Origin of the sequence: Streptomyces ortus, from assembly GCF_026341275.1 — a bacterium.
Classification (GTDB): domain Bacteria; phylum Actinomycetota; class Actinomycetes; order Streptomycetales; family Streptomycetaceae; genus Streptomyces; species Streptomyces ortus.
In genome coordinates this window covers 465587-486040 of sequence record NZ_JAIFZO010000002.1, presented here as the reverse complement: position 1 = coordinate 486040, position 20454 = coordinate 465587, and the positions used below count along the sequence as shown (strand labels likewise).

The window sequence follows — 20454 nt, the reverse complement described above, 5'->3', positions numbered from 1 at the left end:
GGTCGGGGCGGGACCGTTGCCGGCTGCCCGCCCCGACTGCCTTACCGGCGCGGCTAGTTGATCGCCTTGATCAGTTCGCCGTTCGCCGTGTCACCGCTCAGCTCCCAGAAGAACGTGCCGCCCAGACCCTGCGCGTTCTTGTAGCCCATCTTCCCGGCGATGGTCGACGGGGTGTCGTAACTCCACCAGTCGCTACCGCACTTGGCGTAGGCGGTACCGCCCACCGTGCCGGTGACCGGGCACTTCGTCTTGAGCACCTTGTAGTCGTCGATGCCCTGCTCGTACGTACCCGCCGCCGGTCCGGTGGCCGAGCCGCCGGGCGCCGCCTGGGTGACCCCCGTCCAGCCGCGTCCGTAGAAGCCGATGCCGAGCAGCAGCTTCGAGGCCGGTATGCCCATGCCCTTGAGCTTGGCGATGGTGGCCGAGGTGTGGAACTCCGCCTTCGGGATTCCCGAGTAGGAGTTCAGCGCGGAGTGCGGAGCCGTCGGACCGGTCGCGTCCCAGGCACCGAAGAAGTCGTACGTCATCGGGTTGTACCAGTCGACGTACTGGGCCGCGCCCGCGTAGTCCGCCGCGTCCAGCTTGCCGCCCGCGGTGGCGTCGGCCGGGATCGCCGAAGTGACCAGCGCGGAGCCGCCGAACTTGGCGCGGACGGCCGACATCAGGTTCTTGTACGCGGCCCGCCCGCTGGTGTCACAGCTGAGACCGCAGCTGTTGGGGTACTCCCAGTCGATGTCGATGCCGTCGAAGACGTCGGCCCACTTGGAGTTCTCGACCAGGTCGTAGCAGGACTGGGCGAAGGCCGCGGGATTCCTGGCCGCCTCGGTGAAGCCGCCGGACCAGGTCCAGCCGCCGAAGGACCACAGGATCCTGAGGTTCGGGTGCTTCTTCTTCAGCTCGCGGAGCTGGTTGAAGTTGCCGCGCAGGGGCTGGTCCCAGGTGTCCGCGACGCCGTCGACCGACTCGGCCGCGGTGTGGGTCCGCTCGGTGGCCGCGTAGGAGTCGCCCATCGCGCACTTGCCGCCGGTGACGTTGCCGAAGGCGTAGTTGATGTGCGTCAGCCTGGCCGCGGAGCCGGATGTCTCCACGTTCTTGACCAGGTACTTCCGGTCGTAGGTGCCCCATTCGGTGAAGTAGCCGACGACCTTGGAGCCGGCCGCCGCGGCGGTGGCCGCTGTGGGGGTGGCGGCCTTCCCTGCCGAAGCGGTGGTGGCCGCCGGGGCCGACGTACCGGCCGCGGTGGCGGTGCCCGCGCCGGCGAGCAGCCCCGCGCCGAGGGCGGCGCAGCACGCGGCGGACAGGAGCGCCCGGAAACGGACCCGGGGGCGGAGTGAGCTGAGCATCGGACTCCTCGTGGGGGAGAGGGGACATGCGCCGATTGGCATGAACGCGGTGAAGCGTTGGAGCGAAACAGTAGGAGGACTAGACCAGTCGGTCAATGGTTCGGACCAATTCCCCGCAGGAATTCCATAAGGAGTTCTTTACTCTTGAGTAAGCGGTCGTTAACTGGTGACTCCATGCCTCCGATCGGGCATACTCACAGCGCACAGCCGCTGATCAGGCGCTTCCGCGACCCGGAGACGCGAGCATCACCGGTGCTCAGTGAGACCCGGCGGCGCGGCCCCACCCAGGCGTGCGTCCGCCGATGTGCCCGACAGGGAGGATCGTCGCCATGCCCGACCGCGCGCCGCAGCCGGTGGACCGTCAACTGCCCACGGACGAGGCCCGGGATCTGATCTCGCTCGTCCGCGACATCGCGCAGCGTGAGATCGCCCCGAAGGCGGCCGAGGAGGAGGACGCCGGACGCTTCCCCCGGGAGGTCTTCACCCTGCTCTCGGAGTCGGGACTGCTCGGCCTTCCGTACGACAGCGAGTACGGCGGCGGAGACCAGCCGTACGAGGTCTACCTCCAGGTCCTCGAAGAGCTCGCCGCCGCCCGTCTCACCGTGGGGCTCGGGGTCAGCGTGCACTCGCTCGCCTGCCATGCCCTCGCCAACTACGGCAGCAAGGAGCAGCAGGTCGAGCACCTCCCGGACATGCTCGGCGGCGGCCTCCTGGGGGCCTACTGCCTCTCCGAGCCGGCGTCCGGCTCGGACGCGGCGTCCCTGCGGACGAAGGCCGTGCGGGACGGCGACGACTGGGTGCTCACCGGGACCAAGGCCTGGATCACGCACGGCGGGGTCGCGGACTTCTGCACCGTGCTGGCGCGGACCGGTGCCGAGGGTGCGCGGGGCATCACCGCGTTCCTGGTGCCCGGTGACGCCGAGGGCCTGAGCGCGGCGGCGCCCGAGAAGAAGATGGGCATGAAGGGCTCCCCCACGGCGCAGGTGCACTTCGACGGGGTGCGGATCCCCGACAGCAGGCGTATCGGCGACGAGGGGCAGGGCTTCGCGATCGCGCTGTCGGCGCTGGACTCCGGGCGGCTCGGCATCGCGGCGTGCGCCGTCGGGGTCGCCCAGGCCGCCCTTGACGAGGCGGTCGCCTACGCGACGGGGCGCGAGCAGTTCGGCCGGCCGATCGCGGACTTCCAGGGCCTGCGCTTCATGCTCGCGGACATGGCGACGCGGATCGAGGCGGGCCGTTCGCTCTATCTCACCGCGGCCCGGCTGCGGGACGCGGGACGGCCCTTCGCCCGGCAGGCGGCCATGGCGAAGCTGTTCTGCACCGACACCGCGATGCAGGTCACCGTCGACGCCGTGCAGGTGCTCGGTGGGTACGGCTACACCGCGGACTTCCCCGTGGAGCGGTACATGCGCGAGGCCAAGGTGCTGCAGATCGTCGAGGGCACCAATCAGATCCAGCGGATGGTCATCGCCCGTCACCTCGCGGGTCCCGAGTCGCGCTGAACCGTCCGTACGCGTACATCGCCGAGGGGGCCACCAGCCTGGCCCACTCCGGATCGTGGTGACCGGGCAGGGTCCGGCCGCGGTCGGACCAGGCGCGCATCATGGCGGTGTAGATGGGCGGGTCCACGGGTTGGTGGGGCCCCTGTGGTCCCTGGGATCCCGGATGCCCCTGTGAGTCCTCGGGCATCTGCAGCACGCGCGTCCACCGCGTCTCCTGCTGTGCCGGGCGTTCCTGGGGCTGCTGGCTCCTCTGGATCCCCTGAGCCCGCTGGGTGCCCTGGGGTTGCTGCGCTCCCTGAGTCTCCTGAGTCCCCTGGGGAACCGATTCCGCCGAGGGAGGGAGAAACCCGCGACGACGGCCCGTCTCGGCGTATGTCTCTGCGTACGAAGGGGTCATACCGGGCCAACGCGCACCGGGGCGGGCAGGTCACCGACTGGCGGAATCGCCTGTGCGTTCGCGGGGGTTCCGGAGCGGCGAAGGGCTGCCGTGCCCTGGCCCCCCACGCCCATCTGACGTACCGTCAACTCGCCGCGCCACGCGCCCCGGGAGGCAGCCGATGCCCGACGACCGTCCCGTAGCCCTCGACGAGTACCCCGTGCACCAGGTCCCCCTCTCGATGAAGCACGTGGCCACGGGGGACCGGAACGCCTACGACCGGTGCATCTTCCATGTCTTCGACCACCGGGGCAGGGCGCTGCTCGTCCTGGGGCTCGGGGTGTATCCGAACGTGGGCGTCATCGACGCGTACGCGACCCTGCGCGTCGGGGACACCCTGCACGCCGTGCGCGCCTCGGACGCCCTCGACGACGACGAGCGGATGCGCCTGTCCGTCGGGCCGCTGCGCATCCACGTCGAACGGCCCCTGAAGGACTTCGTCCTGAGCTGCGCGGCCGACCCCGACGATCCGGACGGACTGTCGTACGAGATCAACTGGTCCGCGGCCTTCCCCGCCCTGTGGGAACCGCATCATCTGCAACGCCGGGGCGCCCGCCTCACGTTGGAGGGCCGGCGCTTCGTCCAGGCGGGCCGGTGCGAGGGCTGGATCCGGATCGCGGGGGAGGAGACCCGGCTGTCGGGCGACGGCTGGACCGGCACCCGCGACCGCAGCTGGGGCACCCGTCCGCTGCCCGGCGAGGAGGGCGGCCGGCTGGCCGAGGAACACCGGACCGAGGGCTTCCACTGGCTCTGGTGCCCCGTCCGCTTCGAGGACCGTTTCCTGATGGTCGTCACCCAGGAGGACGCCGACGGCCACCGGACCCTGAACGACGCGACAGTCGTACGGGCCGGGGAGCGCGACCGTCAACTCGGCTGGCCGCGGGCGGAGATCGCCTACCGGAGCGGCACGCGCCACCCGGAGCGTGCGATCGTCCACGTCGGCGACCCTCGCAAGCCGCTCGAACTGGGCGTCGAGATCCTGGCCTCCTCCCCGCTCGCCGTCGGCGCGGGCTACCCGCCCGCCGAGGACTGGCAGCACGGCACCTGGCAGGGCAGGGGCTGGACCGACCGGCGCGTGTACGACCTCTCGGACCCGGCCGCGCTCGGACTCGCCGCGTACGGGGTGACCGACCACGCGGCCCGCTTCACCCTCGACGGGCGTACGGGGTACGGGATCTTCGAGCACGGCTCGTTCGGGCGGCACGACCCGAGCGGGTTCACCGGGTTCGACTCGGTCGCCCCGTGAGGACCGTGCACGTGCCGGCCGCGGAGGAGCGGGCTTCGAAGGGGCGGGCCGCGAGGGAGTGGTGGCATGGCTGAGGCGCCTCGTCCCCGTACGACGACCCGTGACCCCGAGGAGATCGCTCGGCGGCTGACCGCGTGGCTCGCCGCACGGCTGCCCGGCGCCGAGGCGGTCGACGTCCGCGTCCCCACGTCCAACGGAATGTCGAGCGAGACCCTGCTCTTCGACATCGAGCACCCCGAACCACCGCTCCGGGCCTGCGCGTTGAGACTCGCGGCAGACCCGGCGGCGTACACCGTCTTCCCGGTCTACGACCTGCCGCGGCAGTGCCGCACCATGCGGCTGGTCGCGGACCGCACGGACGTCCCGGTGCCCCGCGTGCTGTGGCTGGAGGAGGACCCGGGGCCGCTCGGTGCCCCGTTCTTCGTCATGGAGCGGGTGGAGGGGCGCGTACCGCCCGACGTCATGCCTTACACGTACGAGGGCAACTGGCTGCACGCCGCGAGCGGGGCCGAACGCGAACGGCTGGAGGCGGCGTCGGTCGCCATCCTCGCCCGGCTGCACGACCAGGTCCCGGTGGAGGAGGCCTCGTTCCTCGCGGCGCCCGGCGCGGAGGACCCGTCACACAGCTCTTCGCCGAGCCCCTTGCGGGCCCACGTCGAAGCCCAACGGGCCTACTACGCCTGGGTGGTCGACGGGCTGTCGCGCTCGCCCCTCATCGAGGACGCCTTCGACCGGCTCGACGCGCTCTGGCCGGACGACGAGGGCGCGACGGTGCTCAGCTGGGGCGACGCCCGCATCGGGAACGTCGTCTACGACGGCTTCGAGCCCGCCGCCGTCCTCGACTGGGAGATGGCGGCACTGGGCCCGCGCGAGGTCGACCTCGGCTGGATGATCTATCTGCACCGCTTCTTCCAGGACCTCACGGAGCGCTTCGGGCAGCGCGGACTGCCCGGCCTCCTGCGCAGGGACCGGGTCGAGGCGCGCTACGCCGACCTCACCGGACACACGCCACGCGCCATGGACTTCCACATCCTGTACGCCGCGCTGCGGCACGCCGTCGTCATGCTGCGGGTCGCCTACCGGCAGGTGCACTTCGGCGAGAGCGACGTCCCGGCGGATCCGGACACGCTGATCCTGCACCACGACAGCCTGCGAGCCATGGTGCAGGGCGATTACGGGGATTGAGGACCCCTCGGGCGTTCCGGCGCCCCGGCGGGGTCCGGGCCGTGCTCGACCGGCCGGGTCCTAGGCGGCCAGTCGCCGCAGCACAGGCACCCGCATGGGCCGCGAGCCGGGCCCTCCCACGTGCGAGAAGGGCTGGGTCCGCCAGTCGAGCCCCTGAGGGAGCGTCAGCAGCAGGGCGGTTTCCTGCTCCTGGACCTCCATCGTCTCGTCGGCGGGCTGGGCGTCGGCCGCCGCGCGGCCCGTACCGGCGCAGACCGTGAGCCCGAAGGGGTTCCACGGTGAGGCGCAGAGCGCGTGCTCCGGCAGACGCTCCTCGTCCGCCAGCAGCGCGATGGGCTGCGCGCAGTCCGGGCAGATCACCCGGTACATCTCGAAGGTGTCGTACGCGTCGAGCTCCTCACCGTCCAGGGCGTCCGGTTCGACGCCCTCCGGCTCGGGTTCGAAGACCGACTGCTGCCGCTTGGGCGCGGTACGTCCAAGACGCTTGAGACTCTGCATGGGTTACTCCCCCTCGGATGGGCCGACAAAATGCTGCGACCTCGGCCACAGCAAGCACTTCCCGCCCCGTCTCCGCGGTAATCACGAGAGCATCACGGAAGCGGGCGGTGTCATGTGGCGTTCGTCACATGCTGACCGCAGGTGCCCGACCCGGCCGGTTCGTCCCCCGTCCGCGCCGTCCGGTGGGTCCGGCCGCGGCGCGGGGCGGGTATGACCTGCGCCGCCGGTTCCCGGGGGGATCAAGGGCACTGTAGGTTCTCCGCCATGGAGGAGCTGGACCGCCATCATCGTGCAGCTGCTCGTCGAAGACGCGGATGAGCTACGACCGACCCGCGCGCACGGCCTGTCCACGTCGGCCGTGCACCAGCGGGTGCGCCGGCTGGAACAGCGCGGCGTCATCCGCGGCTATGCCGCGGTCGTCGACCCGGAGGCGGTGGGGCTGCCGCTGACGGCGTTCATCTCGGTGAAACCGTTCGACCCCAGCGCGCCCGACGACATCGCCGAACGGCTGGCGGGCGTGCCGGAGATCGAGGCCTGCCACAGTGTCGCCGGCGACGAGAACTACATCCTGAAGGTCCGCGTCGCGACGCCGCACGAGCTGGAGGAGCTCCTCGCGCGGCTGCGCTCGCTGGCGGGGGTGTCCACACGGACGACGGTGGTGCTGTCCACGCCGTACGAGGCCCGGCCGCCGAAGATCTGACGGCGGGCCCGCGCGGCGGCCGGGACCGGCCAGGGGCGAGACTGGTGGCATGAGCGACAGCACCACCGATTCCGTGCCGAACCGCATCCACTCAGGGACTCCGCGAACGGCACCGCCCGGTCCGGACGGCCCGTCCCGCGACGCGCGGACCTTGCTGCTGCGGGGCGGTGAAGTGCACAGCCCCGCCGACCCGTTCGCCACCGCGATGGTCGTGGAGCGCGGACAGGTCGCCTGGGTCGGTTCGGAGGGCGCCGCCGACGCGTTCTCGGACGGCGTGGACGAGGTGGTCGACCTCCGGGGGGCGCTCGTCACCCCGGCGTTCACCGACGCCCACGTGCACACCACGGCCACCGGCTTCGCGCTCACCGGCCTCGACCTCTCCGCCGCCCGCACCCTCGACGACGCGCTGGCCCGTGTACGGGACTTCGCCGCATCCCGCCCCGGTGACCGGGTGCTCCTCGGCCACGGCTGGGACGCCTCCCGCTGGCCCGGCCGGCGGCCCCCGCGGCGCGACGAGCTGGACGAGGCCACCGGCGGCCGTCCGCTCTACCTCAGCCGGATCGACGTCCACTCCGCCGTCGCCACCACGGCCCTGCTGGACATGGCGCCGGGCGTACGCGGGGCGGCCGGCTTCCAGGACGGCGAACCGCTCACCCGCGACGCCCACCACGCCGTACGCGCCGCCGCCCTCGCGGCCGTGACCCCCTCGCAGCGTACGGAGGCCCAGCGAGCCGCCCTGTGGCACGCCGCCTCGCTGGGCATCGGATCCGTGCACGAGTGCGCGGGCCCCGAGATCTCCTCCGAGGACGACTTCACCGCACTGCTGCGGCTCGCCGCCGAGGAGGCCGGCCCCCGGGTCGTCGGCTACTGGGCCGAGCAGGACGTGGCGAAGGCCCGCGCCCTGGGAGCGGCCGGCGCCGCGGGCGACCTCTTCGTGGACGGCGCCCTCGGTTCGCACACGGCCTGTCTGCACCGGCCGTACGCCGACGCGCGGCACACGGGCACCGCCTACCTGGACACGGCCGCCGTCGCCGCCCACGTCGTGGCGTGCACCGAGGCGGGGCTCCAGGCGGGCTTCCACGCCATCGGGGACGCCGCGGTGGCCTCGGTGGTCGACGGCGTGCGCGCAGCCGCCGAGAAGGTCGGCCTGGCCCGCGTACGAGCCGCCCGGCACCGCGTCGAGCATGCCGAGATGCTGACGCCCGGGACCATCGCCGGATTCGCCGACCTCGGGCTCACCGCCTCCGTCCAGCCGGCCTTCGACGCGCTGTGGGGCGGCGAGGAGGGCATGTACGCCGAACGCCTCGGCGCCGAGCGCGCCCGCACGCTCAACCCCTACGCCGCCCTGCTGCGCGCCGGCGTGCCCCTCGCCTTCGGTTCCGACAGCCCCGTCACCCCGCTCGACCCCTGGGGCACGGTCCGTGCCGCCGCCTTCCACCGGACGCCCGAACACCGGGTGTCCGTCCGCGCCGCCTTCACGGCGCACACGCGGGGCGGGTGGCGGGCGGTCGGCCGGGACGACGCGGGGTCCCTGGTGCCGGGCGCGCCCGCGGACTACGCCGTGTGGCGCACCGAGGAACTCGTGGTCCAGGCCCCGGACGACCGGGTGGCCCGCTGGTCGACCGACCCCCGCTCCGGGACCCCGGGGCTGCCCGACCTGTCACCCGGCGCGGACCTGCCGGTCTGTCTGCGCACCGTGGTGGACGGTCGAACCGTATTCGTACGGCCGGACGAGTGATGTCCCGGGGTGGCGCGGTGAGGATCATGGTCCGACGGGCTGTCGCGCGACCTGCGCATCCTCGGCGCTGACCAGGCGTTTCTTGGAAAACCCGCAGGTGGAACGACTGTTGACAGTGAGCGGCAGGTGGCCGGTAGGTTCGGCCGGGTCCACCACCGGACGTCCGGCCGGTGAACTTCCGCGCAGTCGCCGCAGCGCAGTTGGGTCAGGGGTGGTGTGCCGCACCGGCGCACCACCACTGGGAGCCAGGCCCAGCGTCCGCGCCACGGGGCGAGGGAACGTTCCGGCCGGATGGTGCGACCCGGGTGGGGCCCGGCAGCTCAGTAGACAACGGCTTTCGGTCGACCCGCAGCCAGCGGGTCCCAGGTCGGCCCGAAGGGCGCCGGGCCCCGATCCGCAGTTCCGCTTCCCCCGTGCGACCCCTTTTCCCCTCGTACGACCCCGTTGTGCGACTTTTCAAGTCGGCGCCTTACCTGCGGGAAGAGCGGCGCTCGCTATGGTGGAGCCCCTCTCGCACGGAAGTTTTAAGGGGAAGCTGTGAACGACGGCGTTGAGCGACGGTTCGGTCCGCTCGGCACGACCTTGGTGATCATTCCGACCTTCAACGAGGCGGAGAACATCAAGAGGATCGTCGGCCGGGTGCGGGCGGCCGTACCCGCGGCGCACGTCCTGATCGCCGACGACAACAGCCCCGACGGCACCGGCAAGCTCGCAGACGAGCTGGCCGTCGAGGACGAGCACGTCCACGTACTGCACCGCAAGGGCAAGGAAGGCCTCGGCGCCGCCTACCTCGCCGGTTTCGGCTGGGGCCTGGAACAGGGGTACGGCGTCCTGGTCGAGATGGACGCCGACGGCTCGCACCAGCCCGAGGAGCTGCCCCGGCTGCTGACCGCGCTCAAGGGCGCCGACCTGGTGCTCGGATCCCGCTGGGTGCCGGGCGGCAGGGTGGTGAACTGGCCCAAGTCCCGGGAGTTCCTCTCGCGCGGCGGAAGCCTGTACTCACGTGTCCTGCTCGATGTGCCGATCCGCGACGTCACCGGCGGCTACCGGGCCTTCCGGCGCGAGACCCTGGAGCGCCTCGGCCTCGGAGAGGTCTCCTCGCAGGGGTACTGTTTCCAGGTCGACCTGGCCCGCCGGGCCGTGCGGGCCGGCTGCCACGTGGTCGAGGTGCCGATCACCTTCGTCGAGCGTGAACTGGGCGACTCCAAGATGAGCCGCGACATCCTGGTGGAGGCGCTGTGGCGGGTCACCACGTGGGGTGTGGGGGAGCGGGCGGGGCGCGTGCTGGGGCGCAAGAAGCCCTGAGGCGCTTCCTCGTCGCACAGGGCGCCCCGATCGTCGCTTCCTGATCGCCTCTTTACGCTTTATGTCGTACTGAGCCCTGGCCAGGCACACTGGAGGCATGACGACTGGCGCACCGATCCCGCCCTCCTCCGCCCCCGGTTCCACCTCCCGCCGGCCCCGGCGCTCACGGCTGCTGAGGTTCCTGCCCCTGGGCGTGGCCGCGTGGCTCGTGCTGGAAATCTGGCTGCTGACGGTGGTGGCGGGCGCGGCGAGCGGTTTCGCGGTCGTCCTGCTGCTGATCGGTGGGTTCGTCCTCGGCTCCGTGGTCATCAAGCGGGCCGGCCGCCGGGCCTTCCGTGCGCTGAGCGAGACGCTGCAACAGCAGCAGAGCGGGGCGGGGCCGCAGGGCAGGACCAACTCCGAGGGCAACGGCCTGATGATGCTCGGCGGGCTGCTCCTGATGCTGCCCGGGCTCATCTCCGACGTGCTCGGGCTGCTTCTGCTGGTACCGCCGGTGCAGAAGGCGGTCGGGCGGTATGCGGAGCGGACGTTCGAGCGGAAGGTCCGGGAGGCTTCGGGGTCCTTCGGGAGCGCGTTCCAGCAGGCGCGCATGCAGCGGCCCGACGGGAAGGTCGTGCAGGGTGAGGTCGTCCGCGACGACGCGGCGCGCGACCGCGAGGACGGCCACGGTTCGCGCCCGCCGCTGACCGGCTGAGGCACCTCGGGGGCTCCGCCCACGGCCCCCCGCTCCTCAAACGCCGGAGGGGCTGTGTTTTCAGGGGCGCGAGGAACTGCGCAACCCCAGCCCCAGCGGACCCGCACGACGCAGAAACCCGAGTCCACGTAAACGCACAGAACCGCGGGAACCGTGTCCGAAGACACGGTGCCCGCGGTCGCGTGCGTGCGCTGTATGCCGCCCAGCCCCCGGAGGGGTTACGCGGACTTGCGGCTGTCCCGAGGGTGGACCGCGATGTTCATGGCCCCGGATCGAAGCACGGCCAGGCGCTCTTCGAGGACCTCTTCGAGCTCCTCTCGCGTACGCCGTTCCATCAGCATGTCCCAATGCGTACGCGCGGGCTTGGCCTTCTTCTCTTCAGGGCCGTCGCCGTCCACCAGGAGTGCCTGGGCCCCGCAGACCTTGCACTCCCACTCCGGCGGGATCTCCGCCTCCACCGAGAAGGGCATCTCGAATCGATGGCCCTTCTCGCATGCGTACTCCACGGCCTGGCGCGGGGCCAGGTCGATGCCGCGGTCCGTCTCGTAGCTAGTCACCACGAGGCGCGTGCCGCGAAGAGCTCGCTCACTCATGAATCGTGCCTCCCGGGCTTGTCGCCCACAGGACAGGTGTCGCTGTCGTCGTCATCCGGTCAACGTCCGGTCGGCGGTAAAGATTCCCGCTCCGGGACATGCGTCGCCGTCGTAGCCGCTCGTTGTTGTACCCACCTGCGCCCGGTATGCCACATCTGACAGCAGATGTCACCCGGTGTTGCGGCATCTTTGACGCGCAGTAACGGTACGCCTGGCAGGCCAAACGCGTACACTACCGCCCTTTGGCGCTGAGCGCTAAATCCTCGCCGGAACGGGGTTGCCCGCGTCGCGCACCGCCCGGCGCACCGGGACCCGCGCGAGCAGCACGAATCCCAGCACGAAGAAGGCCACGAGCGAGATGATGGCGTTCCGGTAGCTGCCCGTCAGTTGGTAGGTCACACCGAACAGGAGCGGTCCCAGCCAGCTCATGCCGCGGTCGCTCATCTCGTACGCCGAGAAGTACTCGGCCTCCTTGCCGGGCGGCACCAGATGCGAGAACAGGGACCGGGACAGGGCCTGGCTGCCGCCGAGGACGAGTCCGATGCCCGCGGCGAGGGCGAAGAACCAGCCGGGCGCTCCCGCGGGCAGGAAATATCCGGCGGCCAGCGTGAGGGTCCAGGCGACCAGGGACCCGAGAATGATCCGTTTGGCGCCGTAGGTCCGGGCCAGTCGGCCCATTCCGAGCGCCCCGGCCACCGCGAGGAGCTGGACCAGAAGCACGGCCACGATCAGCGTCGACTGGTCGAGGCCCAGTTCCTCGGACCCGTACACGGAGGCCTGTGAGATGACCGTCTGGATGCCGTCGTTGTAGACGAGGTACGCGAGGAGGAAGGCGAGGGTGAGCGGCTGGCGGCGCATCTCGCGCACGGTCGCCGCCAGCTGCCGCCAGCCGCGTCCGGGCCCGCCCGGCGACCCCGCGGGGGAGTCCGCCGTACGGCGGTCGCGCAGCCGCTTGAGCGGTACGAGGGTGAAGACGCCCCACCAGACGCCCGCCGAGGCCAGGCAGATGCGGACCGCCGTCGCCTCCGAGACACCGAAGCTGTCGTGCGCGCTGTAGAGCACCAGGTTCGCCACGAGGACCAGCGAGCCCGCCGCGTAGCCGAACGCCCAGCCCCGTGACGAGACGGCGTCGCGTTCCTCGGGCGGGGCGATCTGCGGCAGATACGAGTTGTAGAGCACCATCGAGACGGCCAGTGAGGCATTGGCCACGAGGAGCAGCAGGCCGCCCAGCAGATAGCGGTCGCCGTCCAGGAAGAACATTCCCGCCGTGGCCGCGGCGCCCAGGTACGCCGACAGCGCGAGGAGCGGCTTCTTACGGCCGCCGCGGTCGGCCGCCGCGCCCGCCAGGGGCATCACGAAGATCGACAGGATCACGGACGCGGACACGCTGTAGGCGAAGAACGAGCCCGCGCGCACGGGGATCCCCAGCGGGTGCACGAATCCGTCCGCGTCCGCCGCCGCCTTGGCGACCGACGTCAGATAGGGGCCGAGGAACACGGTGAGCACGCTCGTCGAGTAGACGGAGCAGGCCCAGTCGTAGAAGTACCAGCCGCGCTGCTCGCGCCGCCGTTCGGCGGCCCCGTCGGCGGCCCGTTCCCGCACGGTGTCGGTGCCCACCCGTGCCCTCGCTTCCCCGTCGTGTCCCCGCGCGAGGACGCCACGCGGTGCGGCCGGCCCGTCAGGCCCAGGTGCCGCGGTCCCGCAGGACCCCGCGCAGCGTCTCGATGTGATCGGTCATGATGCCATCGACTCCCAGGTCCAGAAGCCGGTGCATCCGCTCGGGTTCGTTGACCGTCCACACGTGGACCTGCAACCCGCGCGCGTGGGCCGCGCTCAGGAACCGGCGGTCCACCACCGGGATCCCCGACTGGGCCTCGGGAACCTGCGCGCAGACCGCCGACTCACGCAGGGCGGCGGGCAGACCCCAGGACCGCAGGCGCAGCCCGAGGACACCCCGGATGCCGTACGAGGTGGCCAGGCGCGGGCCGGCCGCACGCTGGGCCCGGGTGACCCGCGCCTCCGAGAAGGAGCCGACGCAGACACGGTCCCAGGAGCCGGTGCGGCGGATCAGGTCGAGGAGCGGACCCAGCGCGGGCTCCGCCTTGACGTCGACGTTCCAGCGGACATCGGGGAAGGTCTCCAGCAGCTCTTCGAACAGGGGGACCGGTTCGGCGCCCGCCACGCGCGCGTGCCGTACGTCGTCCCAGGGGAGGTCCGCTATCCGGCCCGCCCCGTCGGTCACCCGGTCAAGCGTCGCGTCGTGGAAGGCGGCGAGTTGTCCGTCCTTCGTGGCGTGTACGTCGGTCTCGATGTACCGGTAGCCGGCCTCGACCGCCCGGCGGAACTGGGCCACCGTGTTCTCCAGGCCGTCGGCGGCCCCGCCCCGGTGGGCGAAGGCTATGGGGCCGGGATGGTCGAGGTAGGGGTGGCGTATGCGCGGGATCACTCGCGCAGTATCGCCCGCTCCGGTGGCCCCGCGGCAACCACCGTGCTGCCGCCCGGTGTTCCCCCGGGGACGGCGAACACCCGCAGGAACAGCTGGGCCAGCGGCCCGATGGACAGCGCGTACAGGACCGTACCGGCCCCGACCGTGCCGCCCAGGACGAAGCCCGTCGCCACCACGGTCACTTCCAGGGTCGTGCGCACCAGGCGCACCGAGCGGCCGGTGCGCCGGTGGAATCCCGTCATCAGGCCGTCGCGCGGGCCCGGACCGAGGCGGGCCGCTATGTAGAGGCCGGTCGCCGCACCGTTCAGGAGGATGCCCGCCACCATCAGCGGGACACGGACCGGGAGGCTGTGCGCGGCCGGCAGCAGGGCGAGCACGCCGTCCATGGCGATACCGACCACGAAGACGTTGGACACCGTGCCGAGGCCCGGCCGCTGGCGCAGCGGGATCCACAGAAGGAGGACGACGGCCCCCACGATGATCGACACGACACCGATCGTCAGCCCGGTCCGCTCGGCGAGGCCCTGATGCAGCACGCCCCAGGGCTCAAGACCCAGGCCCGCCGCCACGAGGAGGGCGGAACTCGCCCCGTAGAGGGCCAGCCCCACGTAGAGCTGGAGGAGTCGGCGGGTGAGGTGCCTCGGCGGCGGGCTGGACAAGGTGGCTCCCTGGCGGCGCGGTGGTGCGGTGGTGACGGTGGACTGACTCGTGACACTCTGTGGCGTGGGGAGAAACCTCTTCCATGGCCAATTCGGGGAAGGTGGACTGGTAATCATGGCGCAGTGGACCTCGGCGGTGGGGGCCGCCCAGCTCGCCCGGCTGCTCAACTCCCAGCAGGAGCGCCCCGCAGGCCCCGGCACGCGCCGCCCGCCCGCCTACCGCGCCCTCGCCGACGGTATCCGGCTGCTCGTCCTCGAAGGCCGGGTCCCGGTGGCCGCGCGACTGCCCGCCGAACGCGAACTGGCCCTCTCCCTGTCCGTCAGCCGCACCACCGTGGCCGCCGCCTACGAGGCACTGCGCGCCGAGGGCTTCCTGGAGTCCCGCAGGGGAGCGGGCAGCTGGACCGCCGTCCCGGCCGGGAACCCGCTGCCCGCGCGCGGCCTCGAACCCCTGCCGCCCGAAACCCTCGGCTCCATGATCGACCTGGGCTGCGCGGCCCTGCCCGCCCCCGAGCCCTGGCTCACCCGCGCCGTCCAGGGCGCCCTGGAGGAGCTGCCGCCGTACGCCCACACGCACGGCGACTATCCGGCGGGGCTGCCCGCGCTGCGCCAGACCCTCGCCGACCGGTACACCGCGCGCGGCATTCCCACCATGCCCGAGCAGATCATGGTGACCACCGGGGCCATGGGTGCCATCGACGCCATCTGCCACCTCTTCGCCGGCCGCGGGGAACGCATCGCCGTCGAGTCGCCCTCGTACGCCAACATCCTCCAGCTGATGCGGGAGGCCGGGGCCCGGCTGGTGCCGGTCGCCATGGCCGAGGGGCTGGCGGGCTGGGACGTGGACCGCTGGCGGCAGGTGCTGCGGGACGCGGCGCCCCGGCTCGCCTATGTCGTCGCCGACTTCCACAACCCGACCGGCGCGCTCGCCGACGAGGACCAGCGCCGGCAGCTCGTCGACGCCGCGAGGTCGGCAGGGACCGTGCTGGTCGTGGACGAGACCATGAGCGAGTTGCATCTGGACGAGGGGCTCGACCTGCCGCGGCCGGTCTGCGGGTTCGACCCGGCCGGGTCGACGGTCGTCACGGTCGGTTCGGCCAGCAAGGCCTTCTGGGCCGGCATGCGGATCGGGTGGGTCCGTGCCGCGCCCGACGTGATCCGCAGCCTTGTGGCGGCGCGCGCGTACGCCGACCTCGGCACGCCCGTCCTGGAACAGCTGGCCGTGAACTGGCTGCTCAGCACGGGCGGCTGGGAGCAGGCCGTGGATGTACGGCGCGAGCAGGCCCGGGAGAACCGGGACGCGCTGGTGGGGGCGTTGCGCCGGGAGCTCCCCGACTGGGAGTTCGACGTGCCGCGCGGTGGGCTCACGCTGTGGGTGCGCACGGGGGGTCTGTCCGGGTCGCGGCTGGCGGAGGTGGGCGAGCGGGTGGGGGTGCGGGTGCCGTCCGGGCCCCGGTTCGGGGTGGACGGGGCGTTCGAGGGGTATGTGCGGCTGCCGTTCACCGTCGGCGGTGCGGTGGCGGACGAGGCGGCGGCGCGGTTGGCGGCGGCTGCGCGGTTGGTCGCGTCCGGCGCCAACGGGGGAGCGGAGGCGCCCCGCACGTTCGTGGCGTGACGCCACCCCGTCCGGAGCCGGTCGCGCAGTTCCCCGCGCCCCTTTTAGGGGCGCGGGGAACTGCGCAATCTTTTGTCTTTGGGGGCGCGGGGAACGGCGCAGTCTTTTGGGGCGTGGGGGACCGCCGGGCCGCGCCGTGGTGTCAGGGCGCGCTCAGGCTTCCGCGGTCGCGCCCACCGGACCCGGCGCCGTGACGCGCACCGGGTCCGCCGGTGGCGCCGGCGCCGCCTCCGCGGCGGCAGGCGTGTGGCCGGGAAGCAGCGCCAGCACCGCCCGCCGCTGCGCCTCGCTCGTCGCCTCGTCGTACGGATCCGGCGTCGCCGGCACCTGCAGCCGGTGCACGGGACCCGCGCCCAGCCGCGCATACCCCCGCCCCGCCGGCACCTCGGGCGTGGGCGTCGTGTGCGGCGGCACCCCCAGCACCGCTTCGAGCTGACCCGCCGAAGCCGCCCCGAGCACGACACGCGCGCGTGTGTGCCCCAGTACCGTCTCCCCGAGCGCCTCCACGGCGTCGAACTGCTCAGCCACCACCACCGTCACCCCCGCCGCACGGCCGTGCCGCAACGGCACCTGGAGGAGATCCTGCGGAGTACTGCGGCTGTCGGCCGCCGCGAGGTGGCCGAGCGCGGTCGGCCGGTCCAGCAGGATCCAGAGGGGGCGCCTCGTGTCCTCCGGCGGAGTCAGCCCCGCCTGCCGGGACCGGTTCGCCGCGATGAGGCGCCGCTCCGTCTCGTGCGACGCCCATTCGAGAGCCGCCAGCGCGCCCGACAGACCGCACTCGATGCCCAGGACGCCGTCGCGCCCCGTCAGACACGCGTACTCGCCCGTACCGCCGCCCTCCACGATCAGTACGTCGCCGTGCCGCAGGGCCTGCAGCGCGATCGAGCGCAGGAGTGTGGTCGTGCCGCTGCCGGGGCCGCCGACCGCGAGCAGATGCGGCTCGGTGGAGCGCACGCCCGTGCGCCAGACCACCGGGGGGACGTCCCGCTGTTCCTGGCCGAAGTCGAGGGGGAGCGTGCGCTGGACGCCGGCCGGGTCGGTGAAGCCGAGGACGGTCTCGCCGGGGGCCGTGACGAACCGCTGGGCGGCGATGTCGGTGGGGAGCGGCGGCAGGACGGCGACCGAGAGCTGGTTGCTCTCCTCGTCCCACGCGAAGCGGTACTCCCGGCCGCGGCCCGACTTGGCGTGCAGCAGCTGCTCGATCCGGGCCCGGGAGCCGGCCTCCCCGTCCGGGAAGTAGGCGGGGTAGCGCAGGGACAGCTGCGAGACCCGGCCGGTGTCGTCGAACTCGTACGCGTCGAAGGCCTTGCCCCACTCGCCGCCGTGGGCGTAGAGCGGGGCGGGGTCCTCGGGGACGGAGAAGTACGGGACCAGCGCCTCGTAGAGGGACTCCAGGCGCTTGCTCTGCGCGTCGTCGGGCCCTGTCGGCGCGGCGGGGGTGCGGTCCCTGCCCTGCCACGCGGCCGCCGCCATGAGGGTGATGACGGCGAGCAGCGGCCCGTACGGGACGAGGGCCACGATCAGGACGACCGAGGCCACCAGGAACAGCAGTGGACCGCGCCGGTCCTTGGGGGTGTCCGCCCATTTGCGCCGGCCGGCGGCCGCCAGCCGGCGCAGTCCACGGCTGATGGTGATCAGCGGGTGGAGGACGTCGGTGGCGCTGTCGGCGGCCGTCCGGGCCAGGTCCCGGCTACGGGCGATCTGCGCGCTGCCGGTACTCAGAATGCGGGGGAGGGGGCGCCGGGCCACTGCTGTCTCCTGGAGGTGCGTGCGAACGGGGTGGGGGTCAGAACTTGATCCCGCCGAGCAGCCCGGCGAGGCTCGCGCCGCCCGCCGTGATGCTCGGGGCGATGGCCGTGCCCGCGAGGTAGAACCCGAAGAGGGCGCTGACCATCGCGTGCGAGGCCTTGAGGCCGTCCTTGCGGAAGAAGAGGAAGACGATGATGCCGAGCAGGACCACGCCTGACATGGACAGGATCATGATTGTTTCTCCTGGATCGATGGGGACAGTCACCGTGAGTACTTCCAGGCTCACAGGATGTATCCATACGATAAAAGGTGCAACTGGGTGAAATTCTTCTTATTTCACCCCGATGGGCCCGCTCGGCAGGGCCCCTCGGTGGCCCCGTCGTTGATTTGTCGGTTTCGTGGTGATCTTTGCCTCGGCTGAGCCAGGTCATGTGCCCGCGAAGCCAGTACTCTGGCGATTCACCCGTACGGTCGCACCGCTGACCGCCGCAGGTTCCCGCAGTCCCGTTCGTCACCGCACCGTCCCCGCGGTGCGAGTCCCCCTGAGAGGCGGTCCCGTCGATGAGTGAAGCGCCCGACCCCGAGGTCGTGGAGCTGGCGACCAAGATCTTCGATCTGGCCCGCCAGGGGCAGACCGAAGCGCTCGTGGCGTACGTCGACGCGGGTGTTCCGGCCAACCTCACCAACGACCGCGGCGACTCGCTCGTGATGCTCGCCGCCTACCACGGTCACGCCGACGCCGTCAGCGCCCTCCTGGCGCGCGGCGCGGAGGCGGACCGTATCAACGACCGGGGCCAGACTCCGCTCGCCGGAGCCGTCTTCAAGGGCGAGGACGCCGTCATCCGCGTCCTCCTGGGCGCGGGCGCGGACCCCTCGGCGGGGACGCCCTCCGCCGTCGACACGGCCCGTATGTTCGGCAAGGCCGAACTGCTCGACCTGTTCGGAGCACACTGAACCATCCGCCCTGACCAGGCGAAACAGCTTTTTTGGGGGAGGCGGAACGGGGCCGCCGGAAATGCGGTCGCGGCAGCGAGAACCGCTGGGTCATCATGACGTCGTGATTCACGGACGCGATGGCTGGGCAGGTGTTGCCGCACCGCGCGGACCGTGACACGGCCCGCACGGGCCACCGACGAGAGGCAGAGGAAGATGGTCTACAGCAAGCAGGAAACGGCGGGCGCCCCGACGTGTTGTCACGCGGCCAGGTAGAGCAGGACCCCGGTTGCGTCGACGCTTGATGTGAGGCTGTTTCCCATGTTCGATCCGGTCATAGCGCCCAGCGGTACGCTGCTCGGCCTGCTCCAGAGGGGCCGCGGCGACGGCACGCTGCACGCGCTCACCGCACCGCGGGCCGAAGCGCTCGCGGCACTCAACCACTGTGTGCTGAGCGACCCCCGCCACGACTGGCAGGTGGAGAACCGCTCGCTCTACTACGCCCGTCTCCACCTCGACCTGGGCGGAGGCCTCGACGAGATCGAGGCCCACCTCTTCGACGCGGCGGACGTGCTCGACACCGACGAGTCACGCACGGGCCTCGCGCTCGCCGTCCTCGGCCACCTCGCCTCGTACGGCCGGCGGGACGCCCTGGAGCTGCTGCGGCGGTACGCCGCCCACGGCGCCAACTGGGCCTGGGCCCTCGACGAGCTGGCGCTGCGCGACGACGACGCCGGCCTGCGCGCGCTCGCGGCCCCCGTGCTCGACCGGTTCGCCACCGATCCCGAGGGCGAGGCCGAGCTGGCCGCCGTCGTCCGGGACTCCTTCGAGCCGCGGCCCTGGCGGCTGTGGGCCGACGACCCCCGCGAAACCGTCGGCACGCGGGTGCGTGCCGCCCGGGAAAGCGGTTCCTTCGACCGCTGGCAGCAACAGATGCGGCCGTCCGGGCCCCGCCCCGGATGGAGCGTGCGGGCCGTCTTCGAATGGGCCCAGCAGGGCATCGAGCGCGGAGCCGCGCTCCATGTGCCCGCCGCGCGCTGCCTCACCGCCGTCGCCGGACCCGAGGACCGCCCCGAGATCGTCGAGGCCGCCCGCACCGGGGACGACGGCGCACGCTGTACCGCCCTGCGCTATCTCGCCGACAGCCACGATCCCGACGTACTCGATCTGGTCGAAGCCGCGCAGGACTCCGGCTCGACCCTCGTGGTGGAAGCCGCCGTGGACGCCTTCGAACGGATGCGGAGCGTCGCCGCCGTGCAACGGGCGCGCGGCTGGGCCCACCGGCCCGACGCCCTCGGAGAGGCCGCCGGACGCGTCCTCGCCTGCCGCGGCGGCGCACAGGACAGCGAACTGGTCCTGGCCGCCCTGCGCGAGGCCGTACGGGGCGAGGGGCCCGACGCGCAGACCCTGTGGACCCTCGTCGACGGCGCCGGACGGCTCGGCATCGCGGGGGCGGCACCCGTTCTGCGGCATGTCTACCGCGAGACCGCCTCCTCCCATCTGCGCGGCCGGGCGGCTCGCGCCCTGGCCGCCACCGACCCGTCCTTCGCCGCGGGATTCGCCGTCGAATGCCTGTGGGACTGCGAGGAGACCACCCGCGAAGTGGCCGCACGGCACGCCGAGACGGGGGACGCCCGCGTGGTCGAGCAGCTCCGCCGGCTGGCCGCCGACCCGGCCGAGGAGGCCGACGTGCAGACGGCGGTCCGCAGCCGCATCGGACCGGACGCGTCCGCCGTGTGACACCGCGCGCGGTGAGCCCTGAGCGTGCGGTGTGAGATCGAACTCCTGAGGGTGCCGTTCCCCGCGCCCCTG

The 20454-nt window shown here is 72.3% G+C and carries 17 protein-coding genes and 1 pseudogene; 10 read left to right on the top strand and 8 right to left on the bottom strand.

Features of this window, described 5'->3' with window-relative positions; translation table 11 throughout:
* Positions 1-53: 53 nt before the first annotated feature.
* Entirely contained in the window at positions 54-1343 is a 1290-nt protein-coding gene (locus K3769_RS05355) for a glycoside hydrolase family 18 protein (protein ID WP_267025307.1), read from the bottom strand.
* A gap of 329 nt (positions 1344-1672) precedes the next feature.
* Between K3769_RS05355 and K3769_RS05350 the strand changes: the two genes are divergently transcribed.
* From K3769_RS05350 to K3769_RS05335, 3 genes are all read left to right on the top strand, one after another.
* The gene (locus tag K3769_RS05350) at positions 1673-2845 is read left to right on the top strand and encodes an acyl-CoA dehydrogenase family protein (RefSeq protein ID WP_267025306.1); all 1173 of its coding nucleotides are present in this window, start codon (positions 1673-1675) and stop codon (positions 2843-2845) included.
* A gap of 557 nt (positions 2846-3402) precedes the next feature.
* Positions 3403-4527, top strand: coding sequence for an Rv3169 family protein (locus K3769_RS05340; RefSeq protein ID WP_267025305.1), 1125 nt, complete (start codon positions 3403-3405; stop codon positions 4525-4527).
* A gap of 66 nt (positions 4528-4593) precedes the next feature.
* Entirely contained in the window at positions 4594-5712 is a 1119-nt protein-coding gene (locus K3769_RS05335; protein WP_267025304.1) for a phosphotransferase family protein, read from the top strand.
* A gap of 60 nt (positions 5713-5772) precedes the next feature.
* Here K3769_RS05335 and K3769_RS05330 read toward each other — a convergent pair whose 3' ends face one another.
* Positions 5773-6210, bottom strand: coding sequence for a hypothetical protein (locus tag K3769_RS05330; RefSeq protein ID WP_267025303.1), 438 nt, complete (start codon positions 6208-6210; stop codon positions 5773-5775).
* Between the two features lie 264 nt (positions 6211-6474).
* Here K3769_RS05330 and K3769_RS05325 point away from each other — a divergent pair.
* The 4 genes and pseudogenes from K3769_RS05325 to fxsA all read left to right on the top strand — a co-directional run bounded on the left by K3769_RS05325 (position 6475) and on the right by fxsA (position 10647).
* Positions 6475-6910: pseudogene (locus tag K3769_RS05325) on the top strand (Lrp/AsnC family transcriptional regulator).
* A 49-nt stretch (positions 6911-6959) separates the two neighbouring features.
* Positions 6960-8648 carry an amidohydrolase gene (locus tag K3769_RS05320; protein ID WP_267025302.1) on the top strand — a complete coding sequence of 563 codons (1689 nt, stop codon included), beginning with the start codon at positions 6960-6962 and terminating at the stop codon, positions 8646-8648.
* A 537-nt stretch (positions 8649-9185) separates the two neighbouring features.
* Positions 9186-9953 carry a polyprenol monophosphomannose synthase gene (locus tag K3769_RS05315; protein ID WP_267025301.1) on the top strand — a complete coding sequence of 256 codons (768 nt, stop codon included), beginning with the start codon at positions 9186-9188 and terminating at the stop codon, positions 9951-9953.
* Between the two features lie 97 nt (positions 9954-10050).
* Positions 10051-10647, top strand: coding sequence for an FxsA family membrane protein (gene fxsA / locus K3769_RS05310; protein ID WP_267025300.1), 597 nt, complete (start codon positions 10051-10053; stop codon positions 10645-10647).
* 218 nt (positions 10648-10865) lie between these two features.
* Here fxsA and K3769_RS05305 read toward each other — a convergent pair whose 3' ends face one another.
* The 4 genes from K3769_RS05305 to yczE form a co-directional block, all read right to left on the bottom strand.
* Entirely contained in the window at positions 10866-11240 is a 375-nt protein-coding gene (locus K3769_RS05305; RefSeq protein WP_003977404.1) for an RNA polymerase-binding protein RbpA, read from the bottom strand.
* A gap of 255 nt (positions 11241-11495) precedes the next feature.
* The gene (locus tag K3769_RS05300) at positions 11496-12857 is read right to left on the bottom strand and encodes an MFS transporter (RefSeq protein ID WP_267025299.1); all 1362 of its coding nucleotides are present in this window, start codon (positions 12855-12857) and stop codon (positions 11496-11498) included.
* Positions 12858-12918: 61 nt separating this feature from the next.
* A complete protein-coding gene (locus tag K3769_RS05295; RefSeq protein WP_267025298.1) occupies positions 12919-13686 on the bottom strand; it encodes a glycerophosphodiester phosphodiesterase family protein in 768 nt (255 codons plus the stop codon).
* Positions 13683-14345: a membrane protein YczE gene (gene yczE / locus K3769_RS05290; RefSeq protein WP_442481022.1), complete on the bottom strand. Its 663-nt coding sequence runs from the start codon at positions 14343-14345 to the stop codon at positions 13683-13685. Before yczE ends, K3769_RS05295 begins: the two co-directional genes overlap by 4 nt.
* Before the next feature lie 115 nt (positions 14346-14460).
* On the opposite strand from yczE, the gene K3769_RS05285 reads away from it, so the two are divergent.
* Positions 14461-15960, top strand: a complete 1500-nt coding sequence (locus tag K3769_RS05285) for an SCO1417 family PLP biosynthesis transcription factor (protein WP_267025296.1) — start codon at positions 14461-14463, stop codon at positions 15958-15960.
* A gap of 153 nt (positions 15961-16113) precedes the next feature.
* On the opposite strand, the gene K3769_RS05280 is transcribed toward K3769_RS05285, so the two are convergent.
* Positions 16114-17709 carry a P-loop NTPase family protein gene (locus tag K3769_RS05280; RefSeq protein ID WP_267025295.1) on the bottom strand — a complete coding sequence of 532 codons (1596 nt, stop codon included), beginning with the start codon at positions 17707-17709 and terminating at the stop codon, positions 16114-16116.
* Positions 17710-17746: 37 nt separating this feature from the next.
* Entirely contained in the window at positions 17747-17941 is a 195-nt protein-coding gene (locus K3769_RS05275) for a hypothetical protein (protein WP_041991757.1), read from the bottom strand.
* Between the two features lie 329 nt (positions 17942-18270).
* Between K3769_RS05275 and K3769_RS05270 the strand changes: the two genes are divergently transcribed.
* The gene (locus K3769_RS05270) at positions 18271-18663 is read left to right on the top strand and encodes an ankyrin repeat domain-containing protein (protein WP_267025294.1); all 393 of its coding nucleotides are present in this window, start codon (positions 18271-18273) and stop codon (positions 18661-18663) included.
* Between the two features lie 300 nt (positions 18664-18963).
* Positions 18964-20382, top strand: a complete 1419-nt coding sequence (locus tag K3769_RS05265; RefSeq protein WP_267025293.1) for a HEAT repeat domain-containing protein — start codon at positions 18964-18966, stop codon at positions 20380-20382.
* Positions 20383-20454: the final 72 nt, after the last annotated feature.